The organism is Acinetobacter sp. ANC 4558 (assembly GCF_002135375.1).
In the GTDB taxonomy this organism is placed as follows: Bacteria; Pseudomonadota; Gammaproteobacteria; order Pseudomonadales; family Moraxellaceae; genus Acinetobacter.
The window spans coordinates 1-19991 of sequence record NZ_NEGH01000024.1 but is presented as its reverse complement, the minus strand read 5'-3'; the positions used below and the strand labels follow the sequence as shown (position 1 = coordinate 19991).

The window sequence follows — 19991 nt, the reverse complement described above, 5'->3', positions numbered from 1 at the left end:
TAGTGCAACTTCGGCAGCTTCTGCTTGTACATCCATTGGAATTTCAATATGTACAGGACCAGGACGACCTGTGGTCATTGCACTCCATGCACGGTGCATAGTAAATGGTAGTTCTTCAACACGAGTTACCACCCAATGACGTTTAGAGACTGCTTCAGCAATTTTAGGAAAATCATTGTCTGTATAACGTTCCAACTCTTGCAATAACCCGTGACCACGCATGTGTGTTGGGGGACCACCAGTAATTAACATAACACTGGTTGAGTCAGTAAATGCGGTTGCCATACCAATGACGGTATTACTTGCACCTGCACCAATGGAGGTAAAAGCAGCCATTGGCTTACCTGCAACACGATAGTATCCGTCTGCTAAGTGAACAGCACTTTGTTCATGGAAGACTTGAATGAATTTAATCTTAGATTCTTCTTCCAAAAAAGCGTCTGTTTGAGTCCAGATACCATGACCTGGAATACCTGCGACGTATTCAACTCCATAATTCTTTAGGGTTTGGGCAACAATCTGACTACCCGTGAGTCTTTTTTTCATGATGAACTTCCTTGGTTCTTAAATTCGTAGGGCAATAAAAAAGATTAATTTTTTCTACGTGTTGCCCAAGCAAGTCCTTGTTTTGTTAAAAGACGTATATTGGAATCAGAAAGATTATCCGTATCATGACCAATAGAATGATAAAAAACGCGACCTTCTCCCCAATTTCTAACCCAAGCAACAGGGCTTTTATGTCCTTTTAGCCAAGGCATCGGTTCCCCATCAAAAGTTGTTTCTGCAAGTACATGAATATTTGGATCTACTTCCATATAATATTGTTCAGAACGAACTTCAAAATCATGGACACCCGCTGTTACAGGATGATTTGTATCGATCATATTTACCATATACGGTTTTGGGAAAGCTTCACCTGCAGGGTGTTCAACAAAAGACCCACCTAAAACCCAGTGATATCGTAAACTTGATCTAAATGCTGCTCCAGCACCGTGAATACCAACGAGACCTGTTCCAGATTCAATTGCTTTTAAAAGATGATTTTCTTGTGATGTTGTCAATGTCTCTGTTGTTACTGCATTATTCCAACCAATAATAATGAGATCATATTCTGTTAAATCTCGATCTAGCGTAAAAATGTCTGTGCTTTCTTCCACTGAATAATTTAATTCTTTCATTAAATCCATCATCCAGCGTGCAACTTCATAAGGGAAATGACCAGGCCAGCCACCATATAAATATAAAACTTTAACCATTTTAGTATCCATTCAATTGATTATATAACTAGGTTATACGTATAACCAGTAATAAAATTAGCGATTAGAAATGATTTTGTCAATTGTTATGCGATGAAGAATTTTTGTTTTTTAGCATAAATGGATAGAAGTGGGTTGTCTTATTATGCATCATGATAAATATGGTATAAGTAGCCAGTTATTCAAATATCTAGAAATCTTGGGTTTTATTGTTGGAGTAAGTTTATGGTTTCAATGAAAGATGTTGCAAAAGAATGTGGTGTATCACAGGCAACAGTTTCATATGCATATAATGGTTCACCCAAGATATCTAAAGAAATGCGTGCATTAATTTTTTCAACTGCTGAAAAAATTGGATATATGGGGCCAGATGTTCGAGCTAAAAGTCTTAAATCTGGGCGGGTGGGAGCAATTGGTGTAATGGTGATGGATCAATTGTCATATGCATGTACTGACCCATGGATTATTTCATTATTACAAGGTATTAGCAGTGTAGAGGCACTTGCTGATGTGGCTTTAACACTTATTCCAATTAATAATTCTCGATTTAAAAATGGTGTTGAAATAGAAAAGTATAGTGTTGCAACACGAGGACTTGTTGATGGTTTAATTATTTCAACATTGCCTGATGATCACCCAGTTGTACGTGCAATTATTCGGCAAAAAATTCCAGCAGTTATTCTAGATGCACCGTTGATTGAAGATGTTCATTTTATTGGTATAGATGACAGAAGTGCGGCAATACAACAAATGGAACATATATTATCGTTAGGGCATAAAAAAATTGGAATCATTATTGAACGGTTAATACCAGATGGTTACAAAGGATATATTAATCTAGCGCGTTTAGAAAAATCGACGGAAAGAATTTCTAGAGAACGATTAAAAGGATATTTACATGCTGCAGAAAAAGCAGGAATTTCATTTTCACAGTTATCTATATACGAGGCAGGTGGGTTTAGTATTCAAGATGGGATGAATGCGACAAATAAACTCATACAAGATCATAAAGTCACAGCGATTGTTGCGGCATCAGATGTAATGGCTATCGGAAGTTTAAATTTTGCGAATAAAGAAAACATTAATGTTCCTAAAGAACTTTCAGTGATTGGCTTTGATGATATCCCTGAAGCTTCAATACGAGATTTAACAACGATTCATCAGCCCTTATTAGAAAAAGGAGCTTATGCCGCACAATTATTATTAGAGAGCCTAAATGAAAAACAATCACAAAAGCCTCAAATGAAAATATTTGAAACACAGCTTTTACGACGTAAATCTACAGCATGTCCGCAATGATAAATCAATTTTATAAAAATATTAAAAATAAAAGAGTTATATGTTTTGTGCGTCAGAGTGCGAATATCATAAAGGGTTTGCGAAATTTTTGCAGCATAATGAATATGATAAATATAGGCTTAGTTTTAAGTCATGAGTATATTTAAATGGAATTAACCCATAATACAACCCTTGCTAAATATAGTTCGCTGGTTGCAGAAGTTGATGCTGCGAAAAAAGCTGGGTTTACAAGTTTGGAGCTTTCAGCGAAGAAAGTTGCTGATTATTTAGAGGCAGGTTTTTCAGAGTTGGAATTAAAACTACTTTTGAATGGACTGAATATTCCGGGTATGGGCTATTTAATCGATATTGAACGTCAAGGTTTAGATAAAAATAAATTGATTCAAGATGCAACTCATATTTTTTCTCTAGCAAAGAAAAGTGGAGCAAAAGGCGTTCAAGTATTGAGTGGACCTTTAGATGTTAATGCCGTTGTTAGTTTTAAAGAAAATAAAGAATATCAAGGTTATAACGGCTTATTAGGATTAGAAATAGATGAAATTATTAAACAGACCGCAGAAAATTTAAAAATTCTAGCAGATCGAGCAGAAGAATTTGGGTTAGTGATTTACTTAGAAGCATTAGCTTGGACACCGCTTAGACGTTTGGAACATCAGATTGCTGCAATTGAACTTGCTGGTAAGAAAAATGTGAAATTGTTGATTGATTTTTGGCATCTTGATACATGCGGTAACACGCCTGAGGATATTAAAAAAATTGATCCTCATTTAATTTATGGGATACATGTGTGTGATGGTTTAGCAAATACATCAGATATTCCAGAAGAAATTCATTTACGTAATGTTGATTTAGGGCAAGGTGTGATTGATTTACAGGCATGGGTTAATGCAGTGAAGTCGACTGGCTATGATGGTTGGTGGGCTTCAGAGAGCTTTTATCGAAAAGAACATCAGGATATGCCATTAGATAATGCGAAGAAACATTATCAAGTACTTGAAAGCTTAATTCTGAAATAAATGAATTGTAAGGATACGATCATGAGTGATGTTCAAATCAATAAAACAAAATTAACCTATGATTATATTATCGTTGGTGGTGGTTCCACAGGTAGTACAATTGCAGGACGGTTAGGGGAAAAAAGTCAGAATTCTGTACTTTTACTTGAAGAAGGTCCTCGCGATAAAAGTATATATATTCATATTCCTGTAACTTATTATAAGACTGCTCAAGGTCCTTTGTTAAAACGTTATAATTATCAAAGAAGTGCGGAACAAACACCACAGCATGAAGCCACTATGGTTCAAGCTAAAGTTTTAGGAGGTGGGAGTTCTGTAAATGCGATGCTTTATCTTAGAGGAAATTCCAGTGATTATGATGACTGGGAGAAAGCGGGTGCAATAGGTTGGGGATATCATGATGTCATTAAATATTTTAAAAAATCAGAAGATAACAATATATTCCACAATAAAGTTCATGGCGTAAATGGACCTTTAGGAGTTTCAGATTGTGCATATAAACATAATCTTTCTCGTGTTTGGTTAAAAGCATGTCAAGAATATGGGTTACCTTATAACCCAGATTTTAATTCTGGTGAGCAGCAAGGTTGTGGTTTTTATCAGGTTACCATTCGCAATGGTCGTCGTTCGAGTGCATCAAAAGCTTATTTGAGTAATAGAAGAGATAATTTATCGGTTGAAACGGGTTGTAAAGTTTTAAAGCTTATTTTTGAAGGTAATCGAGCTGTTGCTGTCGAGTTCATTCAAAATGGCAAAAAGCAAACGGCATATGCAAAGAAAGAAATTATTATTTCAGCAGGTACATTTGGTTCACCGCACCTTTTATTGTTATCAGGATTAGGACCCAAAGAAGATTTAGAACAATATGGTATTCCTGTCGTGAAAGATTTGCCTCAAGTAGGACAAAATTATCAAGATCATATTGAAATGTCACTTGTTTATAAACTAAAAGGTGCTTTTAGTTACGACAAATATAAAAAGTTACAGTGGCAAGCAGTCGCTGGATTACAATTTTTACTATTTAATGCTGGGCCAGCGACTTCTAATATTATTGAAACTGGTGCATTTTGGTGGAGTTCACAGGGTAAAAAATTACCTGATCTTCAATTATTTTTCTTAGCTGGTGCAGGCATTGAAGAGGGCAAAGATGGGGTGCCTGGTGGTAATGGCTGTACAATTAGTATTACGCAAACGCGACCAGAATCAGTAGGTTATATAAAGCTACAAAGTGCAGATCCATATCAACAACCATTAATTGTACCGAATTATATTACAGCACCGAATGATCTAAAAACCTTAGCAGATGGCGCAAAGTTAGTTCAAAGTATTATGTCTCAGGATGCGTTTAAAGATTATGTGGAAAGCAGTCATGTTCCTGAAAAACCACTTGAATCCTCGGAAGATTTTGAAAATTTTGTTAGAAATGAAGCTTATCCTGGTTTACATCCATGTGGAACTTGTAAGATTGGAAAGGATGAATTAACTTCAGTCGTTGACCCTGAACTTAAAGTTCATGGTATTGAAGGTTTACGTGTGGCAGATGCTTCAATAATGCCTAATGTGATTTCTGGAAATTTAAATGCTGTTACGATTATGATTGGAGAAAAGGCTGCAGAGCTAATTTTGAATTCTTAATCTTTTAAATATCTTATGTGTATTCTAAGTTAGAAGGCGAGTGATAATGTCACTTGCCTTTTATTTATCAATACTAATGGAATATTAATAGATGAAAATCTAATGAGGTCGTTTGGTTTTTTGTTCAGTATTTAATGTATTTGCAAAAATAATAGGAACAAACAGAAGAGCAAAAATGACGAACATTGTCATTTTTAAGCCAATTTGTTCACCAACGAAACCTAACATTGGAGGACCAACTAAAAAAGCGGTATAGCCAATCATTGCTAGAATGCTGATTCTTGTCGCTGCATTTTCTCCCGAGCCAGCACCAGCGGACATTGCGACTGGAAAACCGAGTGATGCCCCAATTCCCCATAATACAACTGCAAAGGCCGTAATATATATTGTTAGAAAGAACTAAAATTAAAATTCCCAAAGCACCAATCATACTGCTGACACGCATGACTGTCGCTACATTGAATGTATTTAGAAAGCGCACCCCAATGAAACGCCCAATGGTCATGGTCAGCGCAAAAATAATAAAAATTAAAGACCCAAAATATTCAGGTACTTTATAGGTATCAACAATTAATAATGGTAGCCAGTCATTTGCAGTACCTTCGGCTAAAGCAACTGCTAAGACAATAAAACCGATGACAATCAGTTGAGGATCTCTGCGAAGCGTATCGATAAGATTAGATTGTCGATTCTGATTTGTTAATTTGGAACCTGGAGCATTGTTTAATTGGGTTGTTGCATATATTGTAATTGGGCATAATAATGCGAAAACAATTAACATATGTTTAATGAAATCAACATTAAATGCCATTAAGATAACACCAGAAACACCCCCTAGAACCGTACCTAAACTAAAACATGCATGAATAAGTGTTAATACATGCGTTTTGAGATTACGTTCAATATGTGAACCTAAAAAATTAACGGCAACTTCTGAAAGAGCAATACCTGCACCAATTAAACCTAGACCACAAGATACAATCCAGATTGAACTCACGATGCTTCCTATCGAGAGCGTGATTAAACCAGATAAGGCTGCGCAAAGCCCAAGTGTAATACTTCGATCTGCGCCTAGTTTTAAAGTTATTTTTTGTGAGCTAAAAATACCAGCGATTGAACCAATAGAAAAGCCTAAAAGCACCAGTCCCATTTGCATGATTGATGCATTGAGTATATCGCGTATAGATGGAGTACGAACAATCCAAGTAGCCATAATGAAACCAAGAATTAGGAATACAAGAAAGAGCATATTCCTAACTTTGAGTAAAATAGATTGATCGATATTTGATAGATGATCGGATCTTATCATGTATTTTTTAACCTTAAGCAACATAGAATGTATATTTTTTGGTTAATCATCATATTACACAGATTTGAAAACTATAATTTCGCGAAATTTAAAAAAGTGAAGCAAATTGAAGTGCTTAAGTTGCTTTAGAGGATATATATTCGAGTTTGTACTCGGTGGAGGAACTGGGGCGTTAGCATATATTCATACAACGCCTAACAATGAATTTGATTATCGTCAATTAGAGATTAATGCCAGAGTGCCGAGAGATTAACTGAGTGTGGGAAGCTCTCAAAGTCAGGTGAATGAGATTCATGTAGGTAGAATAGTCTTAAATAAATTTACAGAATTAATTCGATCTCATATCTAAGTTGTCATTTACATTTGAGTGACTTAGGGGCAATCTAGCGTTTGAATCTTTGTGCAACATGTTGGCTGTGGTATTACAATCATGAACGACGATACCGAACCAACAATGGAAGGTCATCTTTAATGGCTGCTTAATCTCTATTTTTAACTTCGGTTATTGATGTGAGAATTACAGAAGGAACTTGCGGGTTAGGATGAAAAATAAAGTATTGAACAATAAGTACATAGATATAAATTTTCATGATAATGGTGTATTTTTAATAACATCATTGATAAACAGTATTTTTTGTTTTTTATTTTTTGGAGCTTTAGGAGCGGTTGTTGCAGCCATTACGACTCTCTTTTCACATATTATATCTGAAGCCAAAGATAATAAAGGAAATATATTTTATATTTGGACGTTGTTGTTAATTGTATTAATTGGTGGAATTATAGGACACACCTTAAAAATATCGATATTATTTTATTTATATATTTTTATTTTGTCATTTTTCTACTACGTTTCTTATAATAAAGATCCTTACATAGATCGGACATTTCCATTTCTTCTTATATTCTCTTGTATAGGAACATCTATGCAAAATGTGAATATAGACTTAATTTTTGCTTATATAACTGGAATTACGATTAGCGTAATATTGTTAACAATATTACGGCATAAAAATTACGATATAGATTCATTTAGAAACGGGCTTTTTGCTAAAAAAACATATCTTAGTCAAGAGAGAATTTTTTTAAGATCAATGGTTTATAGCTTTTGTATTTTCTTAAGCTTATATATTCCTAGTTATTTTGATTTGTATCGCCCTTACTGGGCACCACTGACTTTCATTATTTTATTAAGACCTAAAGAAAATGATATTATAAAAATAACAATTTATAGAGTAATTGGTAGTTTATTCGGTGCATTAATGATAGTTCTTATTTTTCATTTATTAAATTTTGAGCATATTTATTTTTATATTTTTATGATGCTTATTATTATATTTTTACTACCTAGTTTTTTTAAGATGAATTATTTGTTAAAAAGCTTTGGTATTACTCTATTTGTTTTATTGTTAATTGAAAAAACGATTTACTTACATGATCCAAATTATCAACTGCCTTACTCTAGAATTTATGAAACAATTATTGGTGGTTCTATAGCGCTTATTGCAAGTTTTATATTAAAGAAAATTAGGATATGAAATATATTTAGAGTGTAATGTTTTATTCTCAATAAAAATTAGTTTTTTTTAAATCAGAAATATTGATATAAAAAGTTAATAAAATTAAAAATAGATGTAATCATCTGATTCATTACGTGAACTTGAAAGTACAACAATGTTTGGTAATCCTAATTCAATAGTCTTTTAAAATTTGAAGAGTATTTTAATGATGAAACAAAGTCGCTAAAAGCTATTGAACATACATATTGTGAAAACACTTTTAGTTTTGTATGACAAAGAAATATTGAATGGAATTTCAATCGATTTAAATTTTTACATTATCCACTCTATTGGCAGAATTGAGGTTACTTTGATCATGAGTCTTTGAAATAAAGTCGTCTCTGGTTCATATTCATGTATGACCACATTGCCATCATCCTGCTGTTCGATCCAAATTATTTTTCCATGTTCATTAAGTTTTAGCTCATAGGCGATACGAGGTAACAATTGAGATAATGATTGATGAATTTCTTGTTGTAAGCTTTCAGATTCAATAACTAAACCCACTTCAGTATTTAAAGATGTAGATCTAGGATCGAAATTGAATGATCCAATAAAAACCTTATGATCAATATAGAAAAATTTAGCATGTAAACAAGAGCTATTTTTGTTTTTAGCAGGAATGACATTGCCCGTGATAACTTCATACCATGTTCGTTTTTTTTGTTGAATGAAAGGTTTTAACTCGTAAATTTTGATATCAGAAGTTAAAAGTTTTTTTCTATATTGTTGATAAAAAGCATGCACAATTGGAACATTGTTTGCTAAATAAGAATTGGTAAGAATACGAACACTGGCTTGTGATTCTTTAATACTCGTTAATTGCTCTACACCGAATTTAGTGGGAATGAAATATGCTGAAACCAGTTGAAAATGATGTTTTGGCATCCCCATGATTTTCATAAATTTTGTATATAAAAGATCTTCTTTATTTGCTTTATTACGAGTTTTATTGGGAATGTCACCGATAAAATGGGCTTTGGCCCAACGGAGTGGTTGTTTTGTTAAATGATATTCTCTAAGTAATTTTTCAGCATGGAAGAGCTTTTCTTTATCTGTTGTTTTTACAAGGCTTTCTTGCTCATATTTATATTCTAACTGCTGTAGACCCGCTGCTGTACCTGATTTTAAAAAATTATCAACTGGGCAACTTAATGTATCATTCCAAAAGTTTAGAAATAGTTGATTAGCATCTATAACAGTAGGGCCATAAAATAAAATATCGAAATCTGTAAATTCAGATTTATCACTGGCATCAAAATACTGCCGACTAATATTTCGTCCGCCCGTAACTGCAATTTCACCATCAGCAATGATCAGTTTATTGTGCATGCGACGGTTTATTTGAAATGCTCTATATAGAAAATCCAGTGCACGTAATTTTCTAAATTTATAGGGATTATAAAATTTAATCGAAAAATTTGGATGGGTCACAAGTTGTTCTAGACTAGAATCAAGCTGAGTACCATTTTGATCATCAATCAGTAAACGGATTTGTACCCCTCGATTAGCTGCTTTAAGAAGTTCTGAAAGAAGTAAGTGCCCAAGTTCATCATCTGCCCAAATATAGTATTGTAAATCAATATGATGTTGAGCTTTGGCAATTAAATGTAATCGAGTTGCAATACTTAAAAAAGCATCATATAAAGGTAAAAAAGCAGTTAAACCTTGTGCAATTTTATGTTCAATATCTTGTTCAGAATGAAACCAGTCATTGCTTTCAAGGGAAGAGTTGAATATTTCTAGACTATTTTTATGCTTTTTTACATGATCGACCATGAATAATTATAATCCTGTGAAAAATAGTGCACATTAATTAGGGTCTGTTGACATATACAATGCAAAAAATAATGAAAAATTAGAATTCAATTGTCCAACCCAATTCACTCTTTGCTATGCCTCATACCACGCTGAATAATCAACACTGGCTTAAGCTGAAATCTATTCTCTCCAATTTCGGTATTTATCTCAAACATAATTTAAGGTTATTTACCGAAGCAATTTTTTATCGTATTAGTAGATTACTCATAATGTGAAAATTGTGCCTGACTTAATAGATAATTTAGATTTAAAAGAAACAAAAAAGATGTGCAGATCAGGGCTATGATTCTGAATTATTCAGAACGAAAATTGAAGATACCCACCCACACCAAAACAAGTATCGCAAAGAAATGTAATTCTAAATCAACTCATCACCACATAGATTGATACTTATATGAAATTAAACGTTTAGTTAAAAATACATTTGCCAAATTAACGCATTCCAGAGGAATTGCAACTCGATATGATAAGCGAAAGAGGAACGATGAAAACTCAGTTGCTTTACCTCTGTGAACTTGTATTTTTATTTGGTTACTTATTATGAAATGCCGACAGACGCTAATAATATTCAGTGAAATTTTAACAAATACAAATCGACTTTAAAGAATTTCTTAATCGATAAGAAATCGGTTTAATTTCATAACATGTAATCTTACTCAGAAAATGTTAAAAATGTTGTAAAAAAGACAACTTATTAATGTGTATTATTTTAATTAAGTGAGACTTATTAAATGTTTTTGGTGTGTGTTATTAATAAGTAGAGTTGGAAATATATAATTGAGGGTGAGGAAAAAACTCACTGAGAAGATGTGATACTCTCAATTTTCATACGATATGAATTAAATTTTAAAACTTTTAAGTAAGTCAAAGTATTGTACATAAGGGTGAATTTTGCTTATCCATTTCATGTGATATATATATTAATATTGATATATTGTTATACGAATAACTATGCTTAATAAATTATAATTTTTAGAGATTTTTTATTGTTTTATAATTGACTTTTAAAAATTATAAATGCGTTATATTGCTCATATCATTCTTATATCGATACATATAGATCGATATAAAGAAAAAGATCATAAAAAAAACAAATAAAGAACTTTTTTTATATAAATAAGATTTATTTATTGATTAATAATTGAAATATGGAAAATAATGGTACCTTTCACGTATTTTATGTTTATTTAACTACACGGAGTGTTTAATGCTAACATTAATTGGAATCCTCATCATTGTCACAATTGTGACATTACTCATGACGGGAAAGGTAAATCCAATTTTAGCAATGTCAATCATTCCGCTTATTGGTGCGTTTATTGCAGGTTTTTCGCCATCAGAGATATCAACTTTTTTTGAAGCTGGAATAACGAAGGTAACTAAAGTTGCAGTGATGTTTTTATTTGCAATTTTATTCTTTAGTATTTTGAAAGAGTTGCATGTTTTTGATCCATTAATAAAAAGAATGGTTACGCTTACAAGAGGTAATGTTGTTATTGTCGCGATGGCTACAGCAGTTATTGCTGGAGTGGTACATTTAGATGGTTCTGGTGCGGCAACATTTTTAATTATTATTCCTGCATTACTTCCTTTGTATCGTAAATTGGGAATGAGTCCATATCTCATGCTGTTACTTATGGCAGGAAGTATGGGGGTCATGAATATGGTACCTTGGGGTGGTCCATTGGGGAGAGCATCTGCAGTTACTGGAATTGATGCTTCTGTTTTATGGCAAAATATTATTCCTGTACAGCTTTTAGGTATGTTGGGAATGGTTGGGTTTGCAGCGATAATGGGGAAACGTGAACAGCGTAGAATTGCAGCAGCAAGCCTGTTAGGAACAACACCTTTTGAGCAAGATTGTTTAATTAAAGATCTTCCTGAGGAAAATAATGAGGAGATTAAGCCTAAGAACTTTATTATTAATATTGCTTTAATCTTAATCTCGATTGCTTGTCTAGCATTTGGCTTATTTTCAGCACCATATGTATTTATGATTGCATTGGCTTTATTGTTACTCATTAACTTCCCAAATCCAAAAGAGCAAATGCAAGCAATCAGTCGCCATGCACCACAATCGTTGAGTATGGTTGCGATCATTTTTGCTGCAGGTGCATTTTTGGGGATTATGTCAGAATCTGGAATGCTGAAGTCGATTGCTGTTGATTTGATCTATATCTTGCCAACAACATGGGTCGGTATGTTACATATTTTTGTAGGAATTCTTGGTGTTCCTATGGATTTATTTACAAGTACCGATGCTTATTATTTTGCTTTATTACCGATTGTACAAGAAGTAACGGCAACAGCAGGTGTATCACCTGATGCAGTTGTATACGCAATGGCAATTGGAAATAACGCAGGTACATTTGTAAGCCCATTCTCACCAGCAACTTGGTTGGCAATGGGATTAGCTGGAACTGAAATGGGACGTCATTTACGTTATTCATTTGGTTGGATTTGGTTATATAGTTTCTATTTATTAGCGCTTGGCTATTTATTAGGACTTTATTAATTAAACCGAAAGTAGAATTATTTATTTAAATAATAAATGATTGTATGGATACCTCTGAAATTGGATATTTCTTCTCATTTCAGGGGTAGTTTTATATGTATTGTCGTTCAATATTTTTTGTATCTTTAGAATGAATGTTTTGTTGTATTTCATTTAACTGTAATTCAATCAACATTTTATTTTACTTACTTGATGATTGAATAATAATACTTTTTAAAATTCGAATATCACATCAATTTGTTTCGTGTGAGTCATACGATATGAATATTTGAACAAAATATCGTATTTTATCTTTTAGATTGTCACTTTCGTAGCGATATTCTTGTAATTTTTATAATATGAAGTGTACGTGATGAAGTACACTAAGCGTTAATAAGGATTGATTTAAAGTCGTTAAACGAGGTTCAAGATTTTGAGTAAAAACAACGTAATCAAAGAATTGTTTGATAAATCAAAACGTAACCAGATTTGGGTTGCACCCATGGCAGGTGTAACAGATCGTCCTTTTAGAACCTTATGTAAATATTTTGGTGCAGGTCATGCGGTCAGTGAAATGATGACTTCTGACAAAACCTTACGCATGAGTAAAAAAAGCCTATATCGGGCGAATTTTGATGGTGAAATTGCACCTATTTCTGCGCAAATCGCAGGTTCTGACCCTAAAGATTTAGCAGAGGCTGCGAAGTATCAAGTCGCAAATGGTGCACAAATCGTCGATATCAATATGGGATGTCCTGCAAGAAAGGTATGTAACAAACTAGCAGGTTCTGCTTTATTGCAAGATGAAGATTTGGTTGCACGAATTTTAGATGCGGTAGTGGCGGCTGTAGATGTACCAGTTACACTAAAAACTCGTTTAGGGTATTTGAACGGTCAGGAAAATATTATGCGTGTTGCTCAATGTGCACAAAATGCAGGAATTGCTGCATTGGCTTTGCATGGGCGTACACGTGAAGACATGTATTTAAATACGGCACGATATTCTTTAATTAAAGAGGTGAAATCAGCACTTTCAATTCCTGTTATCGCAAATGGAGATATTGATAGTCCTGGAAAAGCCAAATATGTTTTAGATTATACAGGTGCAGATGCCATTATGATTGGTCGTGCTGCGCAGGGAAGACCGTGGATTTTTAGAGAAATTAGTCATTTTTTAAACACTGGTGAATATCTAGAAGCACCAAATATTCAAGAAGTAAAAGATGTATTATTAAATCATTTAAGTGAATTATATGAGTTTTATGGAGAATATTCAGGATGTAGAATTTCACGTAAACACATTGCGTGGTATACCAAAGGACTGAGATCAAGTAATGAATTTCGGCAAAGTATGTATCAAGTAGAATCGACCGCAGAACAATATCGAGTGGTTGAAAATTATTTTAATCATTTATTGGTATATGGCAATACAATGAGTGATGTGCAGGTTGAAAAAGTAAACTTACTGCATTCGGACTCATAAATTTCAAAACCTTAAATTGTGGATTAAATCGATAAACATTTTTTTAAATAATAGAGAAACTTATATTTTAATTGAGGGGTTTCGAAAATATAATTTAAAATATGTTTATGTTGTGCATTTGGAATGATCAAATGATGTTTCCATTGACATTGTGTGGCAGCATTAAACAGATTAAGTGGAATCTCATCAGGAATTACTTCATCATCTTGTGCGGAAACAATAAGTAGTTTACCTTTAAATTGGTGAATAATTTCCCAAGCATCTGAATTTTGCCAACTGTTCGTTTGGCGTATGATCTGACGAAATGAAGTCCCAAAGGGGATGTCATAGGCATCAGGTGTATAAACGCCAGGGACAATCAAAACCAAAGCATCTAATGTCAATAGTTTACTGAGTTTTAAAGCATTATAGGCACCCATACTTACCCCAATACATGTTTTGATGTGAGTATTTATATATTGAAGAATAGCGAGGGCTTGTTGGGTGCGTGAATTGAGCGATGAATCAGAAAATTGACCATCAGATTGTCCATGTCCAATACAATCAAACGAAATAGAGCCAACGTGATATTCAGCTAAAATGCTCCGTAAGGTATGAAAAATATCATGAGAGCGAGCGCCCCCATGAATCATTAAGCTTTGATGATGAAATGTCGGGTGTATGCAAGAAGTAAATAATTGAAAACCACTAAAATCAATTTGCATATTTATCACCATGATTCTGATTGATCTATAAATTAAGATTTCATTTCTAAAATCAGTTGATTGATTAAATCAGCAGCTTCTAAAGCACGAATTTGGGCAACATTAGAACCCGCCCAAAATGCACCGTATCCATAATCATTGTGTTTGCTTGCCGCAGCATGTAATTGCTTTGCTAAATCATAGGCATAAGGATAGGCAGGTACAGTTAAGCGATTAGGTGTATCTATTTCTTTATGCCAATGATTAATTAAACCACGTGCTGGGCGTCCAGAGATGCTGGCTGTAATTTGAGTTAAAGGTTGTTCAAATAAGGCCTTCCGATAAGCATCGTGTGCATTTGATGTTTTACATTGCACAAATGCTGTACCTAATTGCACAGCATCTGCACCTAAATCTAAAGCATATTTTGCTTGTTGGCCATTCATAATGCCACCCGCAGCAATAATTGGACTTTTGCAATATTGTTTAAGTAATTGTACTAAATCAGTTGTTTTAATTGCAGCATCGTAATGTTCATTAAAAATACCGCGATGTCCACCAGCTTCAATGCCTTGCGCAATAATAATATCAATACCTGCTGCTTCTATTACTTTTGCTTCTGCTAAATTTGTGGCAGAAACCATGGTGATAATACCTGCATTTTTTAATGCTTGAATCTGGTGGGGTAAAGGTAAGCCAAAATGAAAGCTTACGGCTTTAGGATGCGTTTCTAAAACAAGCTCTAAAAAATCATCATTGTCTGCGAAGCTTGGATAAATACAATTTAAATGTGTTGGAGTAGGCACACCTAATGCTTGAAATTTAGTTGAAAATTGTTGGATCCATGCTTGTGCATCTTGCTCATGTATTGCTTGGCTTTGATGACAGAAAAAATTGACCTGAAATGGATGATGAGTAAGTGCTTGTGTTTGTAATATTTGTTGGCGCGCAGTTTGAATCGAATTTGCACCTAATCCTAAAGCACCTAACCCCCCTTGATTTGATACTTCGGCAGCCAATTCAGGTGTTGAAATACCAGCCATAGGTGCAAGAAAAATGGGGTGTTGTATTCCAAGTTGTGCTAATAATGCCGTCATTTTTATCCTCCTTAAACATAGATATACTTTGCACAAGAGTGTCTTGATAGGCAAATAATATTCGTTATTTTTCTGTGGAATATCTGAGAAAATGTAGTTACTGATTTGAATAATATTAAGTAAAGTGATTGGCTTTCAGGCATAATACAGCCATAAATTGAATTGTTTGAGTCTAAGATGAAGAAGCCGTTTATTTTGACGACTTTAATTGCAAGTGTTTTTTTTATAGGTTGCACTGTAGAAAAAGACAAAAAAGTGCCCGTGGATATAAGCACCTATCAAGTTCATGATATTCAGCAGTTGCAACAGCGATTCAATCAGTTAAATATTCAATTGGCACAGAATTTTAAACAATTTAAACGAACTGAATATATTGCTTTTGCAAATCAATACCCACTTGATACCAACAATTTAAGAACATTGAATTTGCATTTAGTGGCAAGCACCTCACTCAAGCCAACCAAAGTTGCCTATTGCCATTTAATGAATGATTATTTTACTGAAATGTACCGTCTTGGACATTATAATTTAAAGCTGGTTAACGGTTTAAAACTTCCGAATACTGCTCAGGAAAATTTAGAAAAAGATTTTTCATCGGAAGATCAATTTTATGATTTTATTTTGAATCGATATACAACATACCGTCAGGTTCAAGAAGTGATGGGGTATGGATGCAATTTAAAAGCTGCTTTAAAAAATTAGGCTTATTCTTTGAAAGTACAAATGCGAATTCTGTAAGCTCAATTTATATTTCTATATTCTTCTAACAAGAATGAAATTCTATTCATATTATTCGAATGATCAAATGATTCAAACAATGAAGTAAATGTTTGAACAGATGATTAAATTCAATTTTATTAGTAAAAACGATAAAAAAATTCAAAAAATCTGATTTAGTATTTCTCAATAAAATATTCCTTTGATTATTTTTAATGACATAAAATATTTTATGAATTTATCGATTTCTAAATAATCGTTAAAAATTATTTTAATTTGATCTTTCTTAAGGAGGTGATCATTAAATTTTTTGATGTTATTAATTAAAATACATTTGTAAATTATTTTAATCAAATTAACTTTTATTTTTTTTAAGATATTGATTTTTTAAATTTTTTTGTAATTATTTAATTTATTATGTAGCCTATCTTTTAAATAAGATGTTGAGAGTAAAAGTCTTTAGCATTTTTATGTATTTAAATTGTATGTTTAAGTTAAAAAAGATATATAAATATACGACTAATTGATTAGATAAAAGCTTGAAATATTAATTTTATTTTCATTAAAATTGCCGCCTTTAATGTGATTTCACATCAAGAACCCATTTATTTTTATGATTAAATCATCATGAAACTAAATACCCAATTTCGTTTACTTGACTTTAAAGGCCTCCTATATGGATATTCATGTTGATGAGCATGCTCAGCCGCCAAAAAAACAAAAGTTTTATCAAATTCTGTATGTTCAAGTAATTTTTGCAATTATTGCGGGTATTATACTCGGACACTATTCTCCTGAAATTGGTGAAAGCCTGAAGCCACTCGGCGTTTCATTTATTAATCTTGTTAAAATGATTATTGCGCCTGTTATTTTCCTAACTGTTTCGACAGGTATTGCGGGAATGACGAATATGGGTGCAGTTGGACGTGTTACAGGCAAAGCGATGCTTTACTTCCTGACGTTCTCCACGCTTGCATTAATTGTTGGTATGGTTGTGGCAAACCTGATTCAACCAGGTAAGGGATTAAACATTGATCCTGCATCTTTACATGAAGATAAAGTTGCAACTTACGTTGAAAAAGCACACGATGCATCTATCGTTGATTTCTTCATGAACATCATTCCAAAAACTTTGGTCAGTCCATTGGTTGGCGGTGATATCTTACAAGTATTATTTGTTGCTGTACTCTTTGGCTTGGCACTTGCAAGCATCGGGGATAAGGGTAAGCCAATTACTGAATTGTTAAATAATTTAACAGCGCCAGTATTTAAACTTGTTGGAATGTTGATGAAGTTTGCGCCTATTGGTGCATTCGGTGCGATGGCATTTACGATTGGTGCTTATGGGATTTCAAGTATTGGTAACTTGATGATGTTAATTGCAACATTCTATATCACCTCATTATTCTTCGTATTATTTATCTTGGGTGCTGTTGCAAGATATAACGGTTTCTCTATTCTTGACCTTATTCGTTATATTAAAGATGAATTATGGTTAGTACTCGGAACAAGTTCATCAGAAGCAGCTTTACCATCATTAATGGATAAAATGGAAAAAGCGGGTTGTGAGAAATCTGTGGTTGGTTTGGTTATTCCTACAGGTTATTCATTTAACTTAGACGGTACAAATATTTATATGACCATGGCTGCACTATTTATTGCCCAAGCATGTAATATTGATCTTTCTCTTGGTGAGCAAATTACCTTGTTATTGGTCGCAATGATTAGTTCCAAAGGTGCGGCTGGTGTGACTGGTGCGGGCTTTATTACGCTTGCAGCAACTTTATCCGTCGTTCCAGCAGTTCCAGTTGCAGGTATGGCGCTTATTCTGGGTATTGATCGTTTCATGTCAGAATGTCGTGCGTTAACTAACTTGGTTGGTAATGCGTGTGCAACAATTGTTGTTGCGCGTTGGGATAATGCATTAGATAAACAACAGCTTGATTTAACGCTGAAAAAATAAAAAACTATAAATTTATGCTAAAAATAAAGCTCCCAATTGGGGGCTTTATTTTTGAATCAATTGTAAAATTATTGTTGTGCTTTTTCTTTCACTGTTGCTGCTCCAGTTTCAATTGCACCAGCTACTTGAGCTGCCGCATCTTTTGCAGCACCTTTTACATCATGAGCGGTTTCTTCAGTTTTAGAAATTGCTTGATGAGTAGCGGTTCCTAGTTGAGTTGTTGCATCGTGTACTTCAGATGTCGCGGTTGTTGTTGCTTGTTTGACATCAGCAACGACTTGAGAGGCAGCTGACTCAGTCGTGGTCTCGGGTGCTTTATCTTTTTTACAGCCTACAAGCATTATTGTTGAAACAACACCTAAAGCAATCAGTACTTTTTTCATTTTGGTTTTTTTTCCTTTTATCATTATGACTCAATTTAAATTGAGCCCAACCAAAATATAATGGAAATTATCTTTTTGCAATATGGAAACTATATTTAAAATCAGCTGTCTTATTTATCTAATTATGTGTAAGTCACTTAAGATATTGTCTTTAAAATGATTGGTAAAAAAAGCCTTTATCTGACAGATAAAGGCTATTGATGACTCAAAATTAAAAGTTATTGCCCTGAACGAATAATATAATCAAATGCGGAAAGTGCTGCTTTCGCGCCTTCACCCGTGGCAATAATGATTTGTTTATATGGTACGGTTGTACAGTCTCCCGCAGCAAAAACACCTTTGACATTAGTTTCATTACGTTCGTTAATCACAATCTCACCACGATTTGAAAGCTCAACGTTTGTTTCCTTCAAGAAATCTGTATTTGGTAATAAGCCAATTTGTACAAAAATTCCTGCTAATTCGATTGTATGCTCAATGTCAGTTGCACGATCCTTATACTTTAATGCAGTCACTTGTGAACCATCACCAACAACTTCCGTTGATAATGCATTTAAAATCACTGTCGTATTGGGCAAGCTATGAAGTTTATCTTGTAGAACTTGGTCTGCACGTAATTGTGTATCAAACTCAACCAAAGTTACATGCTCAACTAAACCAGCAAGATCAATGGCAGCTTCAACACCAGAGTTACCCCCACCAATGACAGCAACGCGTTTACCTTTGAATAATGGACCATCACAGTGTGGACAATATGCGACACCACGGGTTTTGTATTCTTGCTCGCCTGGAACATTCATTTCTCTCCAACGTGCACCTGTTGAAAGAATGACTGTTTTAGAAGAAAGTGTTGCACCATTGTCTAAGCTCACTTCAACTAAACCGTTTGTTGTTTGATCTGCACCTCGAATATCCGTTACACGCTGTAAGTTCATAATGTCAACACCGTACTCACGCACATGGGCTTCCATTTCTGCAGCAAACTTTGGTCCTTGAGTTTTTTGAATGGAGGTATAGTTTTCAATGTCCATGGTATCCATGACTTGCCCCCCCATACGTTCTGCAACAATACCTGTGCGAATCCCTTTACGGGCTGCATAAATTGCAGATGTATTTCCAGCAGGACCACCACCAATCACCAAAACATCAAATGCATCTTTGGCATTCAATTTCTCAGCATCTTTGGCAGCTGAATTGGTGTCTAATTTAGCAAGGATTTCTTCTAACGTCATACGACCTTGACCGATATGTTCCCCATCTTGGAAAACCATAGGAACTG

At 33.9% G+C, this 19991-nt stretch carries 16 protein-coding genes and 1 pseudogene; 9 read left to right on the top strand and 8 right to left on the bottom strand.

Features of this window, described 5'->3' with window-relative positions; genetic code table 11:
- Both B9T31_RS17350 and B9T31_RS17345 read right to left on the bottom strand, forming a co-directional pair.
- On the bottom strand, window positions 1-546 hold a 546-nt coding region (locus B9T31_RS17350; protein ID WP_139840947.1), incomplete at its 3' end, for a thiamine pyrophosphate-binding protein.
- Between the two features lie 44 nt (window positions 547-590).
- Window positions 591-1256: a ThuA domain-containing protein gene (locus B9T31_RS17345; RefSeq protein WP_086183178.1), complete on the bottom strand. Its 666-nt coding sequence runs from the start codon at window positions 1254-1256 to the stop codon at window positions 591-593.
- Window positions 1257-1481: 225 nt separating this feature from the next.
- On the opposite strand from B9T31_RS17345, the gene B9T31_RS17340 reads away from it, so the two are divergent.
- The 3 genes from B9T31_RS17340 to B9T31_RS17330 all read left to right on the top strand — a co-directional run bounded on the left by B9T31_RS17340 (window position 1482) and on the right by B9T31_RS17330 (window position 5206).
- Window positions 1482-2555: a substrate-binding domain-containing protein gene (locus B9T31_RS17340; protein ID WP_086183177.1), complete on the top strand. Its 1074-nt coding sequence runs from the start codon at window positions 1482-1484 to the stop codon at window positions 2553-2555.
- A 146-nt stretch (window positions 2556-2701) separates the two neighbouring features.
- On the top strand, window positions 2702-3571 hold the full coding sequence (locus B9T31_RS17335) for a sugar phosphate isomerase/epimerase family protein (protein ID WP_086183176.1): 870 nt from the start codon (window positions 2702-2704) through the stop codon (window positions 3569-3571).
- Between the two features lie 21 nt (window positions 3572-3592).
- Entirely contained in the window at window positions 3593-5206 is a 1614-nt protein-coding gene (locus tag B9T31_RS17330; protein ID WP_086183175.1) for a GMC family oxidoreductase, read from the top strand.
- Between the two features lie 208 nt (window positions 5207-5414).
- On the opposite strand, the gene B9T31_RS17325 is transcribed toward B9T31_RS17330, so the two are convergent.
- Window positions 5415-6455 carry an MFS transporter gene (locus B9T31_RS17325; RefSeq protein WP_228146085.1) on the bottom strand — a complete coding sequence of 347 codons (1041 nt, stop codon included), beginning with the start codon at window positions 6453-6455 and terminating at the stop codon, window positions 5415-5417.
- Between the two features lie 602 nt (window positions 6456-7057).
- Between B9T31_RS17325 and B9T31_RS17320 the strand changes: the two genes are divergently transcribed.
- Complete coding sequence (locus B9T31_RS17320) at window positions 7058-8050, top strand: FUSC family protein (protein WP_086183174.1); 993 nt, start codon at window positions 7058-7060, stop codon at window positions 8048-8050.
- 294 nt (window positions 8051-8344) lie between these two features.
- On the opposite strand, the gene B9T31_RS17315 is transcribed toward B9T31_RS17320, so the two are convergent.
- Complete coding sequence (locus B9T31_RS17315; RefSeq protein ID WP_086183173.1) at window positions 8345-9850, bottom strand: phospholipase D family protein; 1506 nt, start codon at window positions 9848-9850, stop codon at window positions 8345-8347.
- 244 nt (window positions 9851-10094) lie between these two features.
- Between B9T31_RS17315 and B9T31_RS17310 the strand changes: the two are divergent.
- The 3 genes and pseudogenes from B9T31_RS17310 to dusB form a co-directional block, all read left to right on the top strand.
- Window positions 10095-10405, top strand: a pseudogene (locus B9T31_RS17310) (IS5/IS1182 family transposase); the annotation flags it as partial.
- 694 nt (window positions 10406-11099) lie between these two features.
- Complete coding sequence (locus B9T31_RS17305; protein WP_086183172.1) at window positions 11100-12407, top strand: CitMHS family transporter; 1308 nt, start codon at window positions 11100-11102, stop codon at window positions 12405-12407.
- Window positions 12408-12846: 439 nt separating this feature from the next.
- A complete protein-coding gene (dusB, locus tag B9T31_RS17300; RefSeq protein ID WP_265733391.1) occupies window positions 12847-13869 on the top strand; it encodes a tRNA dihydrouridine synthase DusB in 1023 nt (340 codons plus the stop codon).
- A 23-nt stretch (window positions 13870-13892) separates the two neighbouring features.
- Here the strand turns inward: dusB and B9T31_RS17295 are convergent, their stop codons facing one another.
- Together B9T31_RS17295 and B9T31_RS17290 are read right to left on the bottom strand one after the other, a co-directional pair.
- Window positions 13893-14573: an alpha/beta fold hydrolase gene (locus tag B9T31_RS17295; RefSeq protein WP_171264799.1), complete on the bottom strand. Its 681-nt coding sequence runs from the start codon at window positions 14571-14573 to the stop codon at window positions 13893-13895.
- A 32-nt stretch (window positions 14574-14605) separates the two neighbouring features.
- Window positions 14606-15649, bottom strand: a complete 1044-nt coding sequence (locus B9T31_RS17290; RefSeq protein WP_086183169.1) for an NAD(P)H-dependent flavin oxidoreductase — start codon at window positions 15647-15649, stop codon at window positions 14606-14608.
- A gap of 177 nt (window positions 15650-15826) precedes the next feature.
- Here B9T31_RS17290 and B9T31_RS17285 point away from each other — a divergent pair, with 177 nt between their 5' ends.
- A complete protein-coding gene (locus B9T31_RS17285) occupies window positions 15827-16351 on the top strand; it encodes a hypothetical protein (protein ID WP_086183168.1) in 525 nt (174 codons plus the stop codon).
- A gap of 691 nt (window positions 16352-17042) precedes the next feature.
- Entirely contained in the window at window positions 17043-18329 is a 1287-nt protein-coding gene (locus B9T31_RS17280; protein ID WP_086183167.1) for a dicarboxylate/amino acid:cation symporter, read from the top strand.
- A gap of 68 nt (window positions 18330-18397) precedes the next feature.
- On the opposite strand, the gene B9T31_RS17275 is transcribed toward B9T31_RS17280, so the two are convergent.
- Window positions 18398-18712: a hypothetical protein gene (locus B9T31_RS17275; RefSeq protein ID WP_086183179.1), complete on the bottom strand. Its 315-nt coding sequence runs from the start codon at window positions 18710-18712 to the stop codon at window positions 18398-18400.
- A 218-nt stretch (window positions 18713-18930) separates the two neighbouring features.
- Window positions 18931-19991 (bottom strand): alkyl hydroperoxide reductase subunit F (gene ahpF, locus B9T31_RS17270; protein WP_086183166.1); only part of this gene is annotated, 1061 nt, incomplete at its 5' end.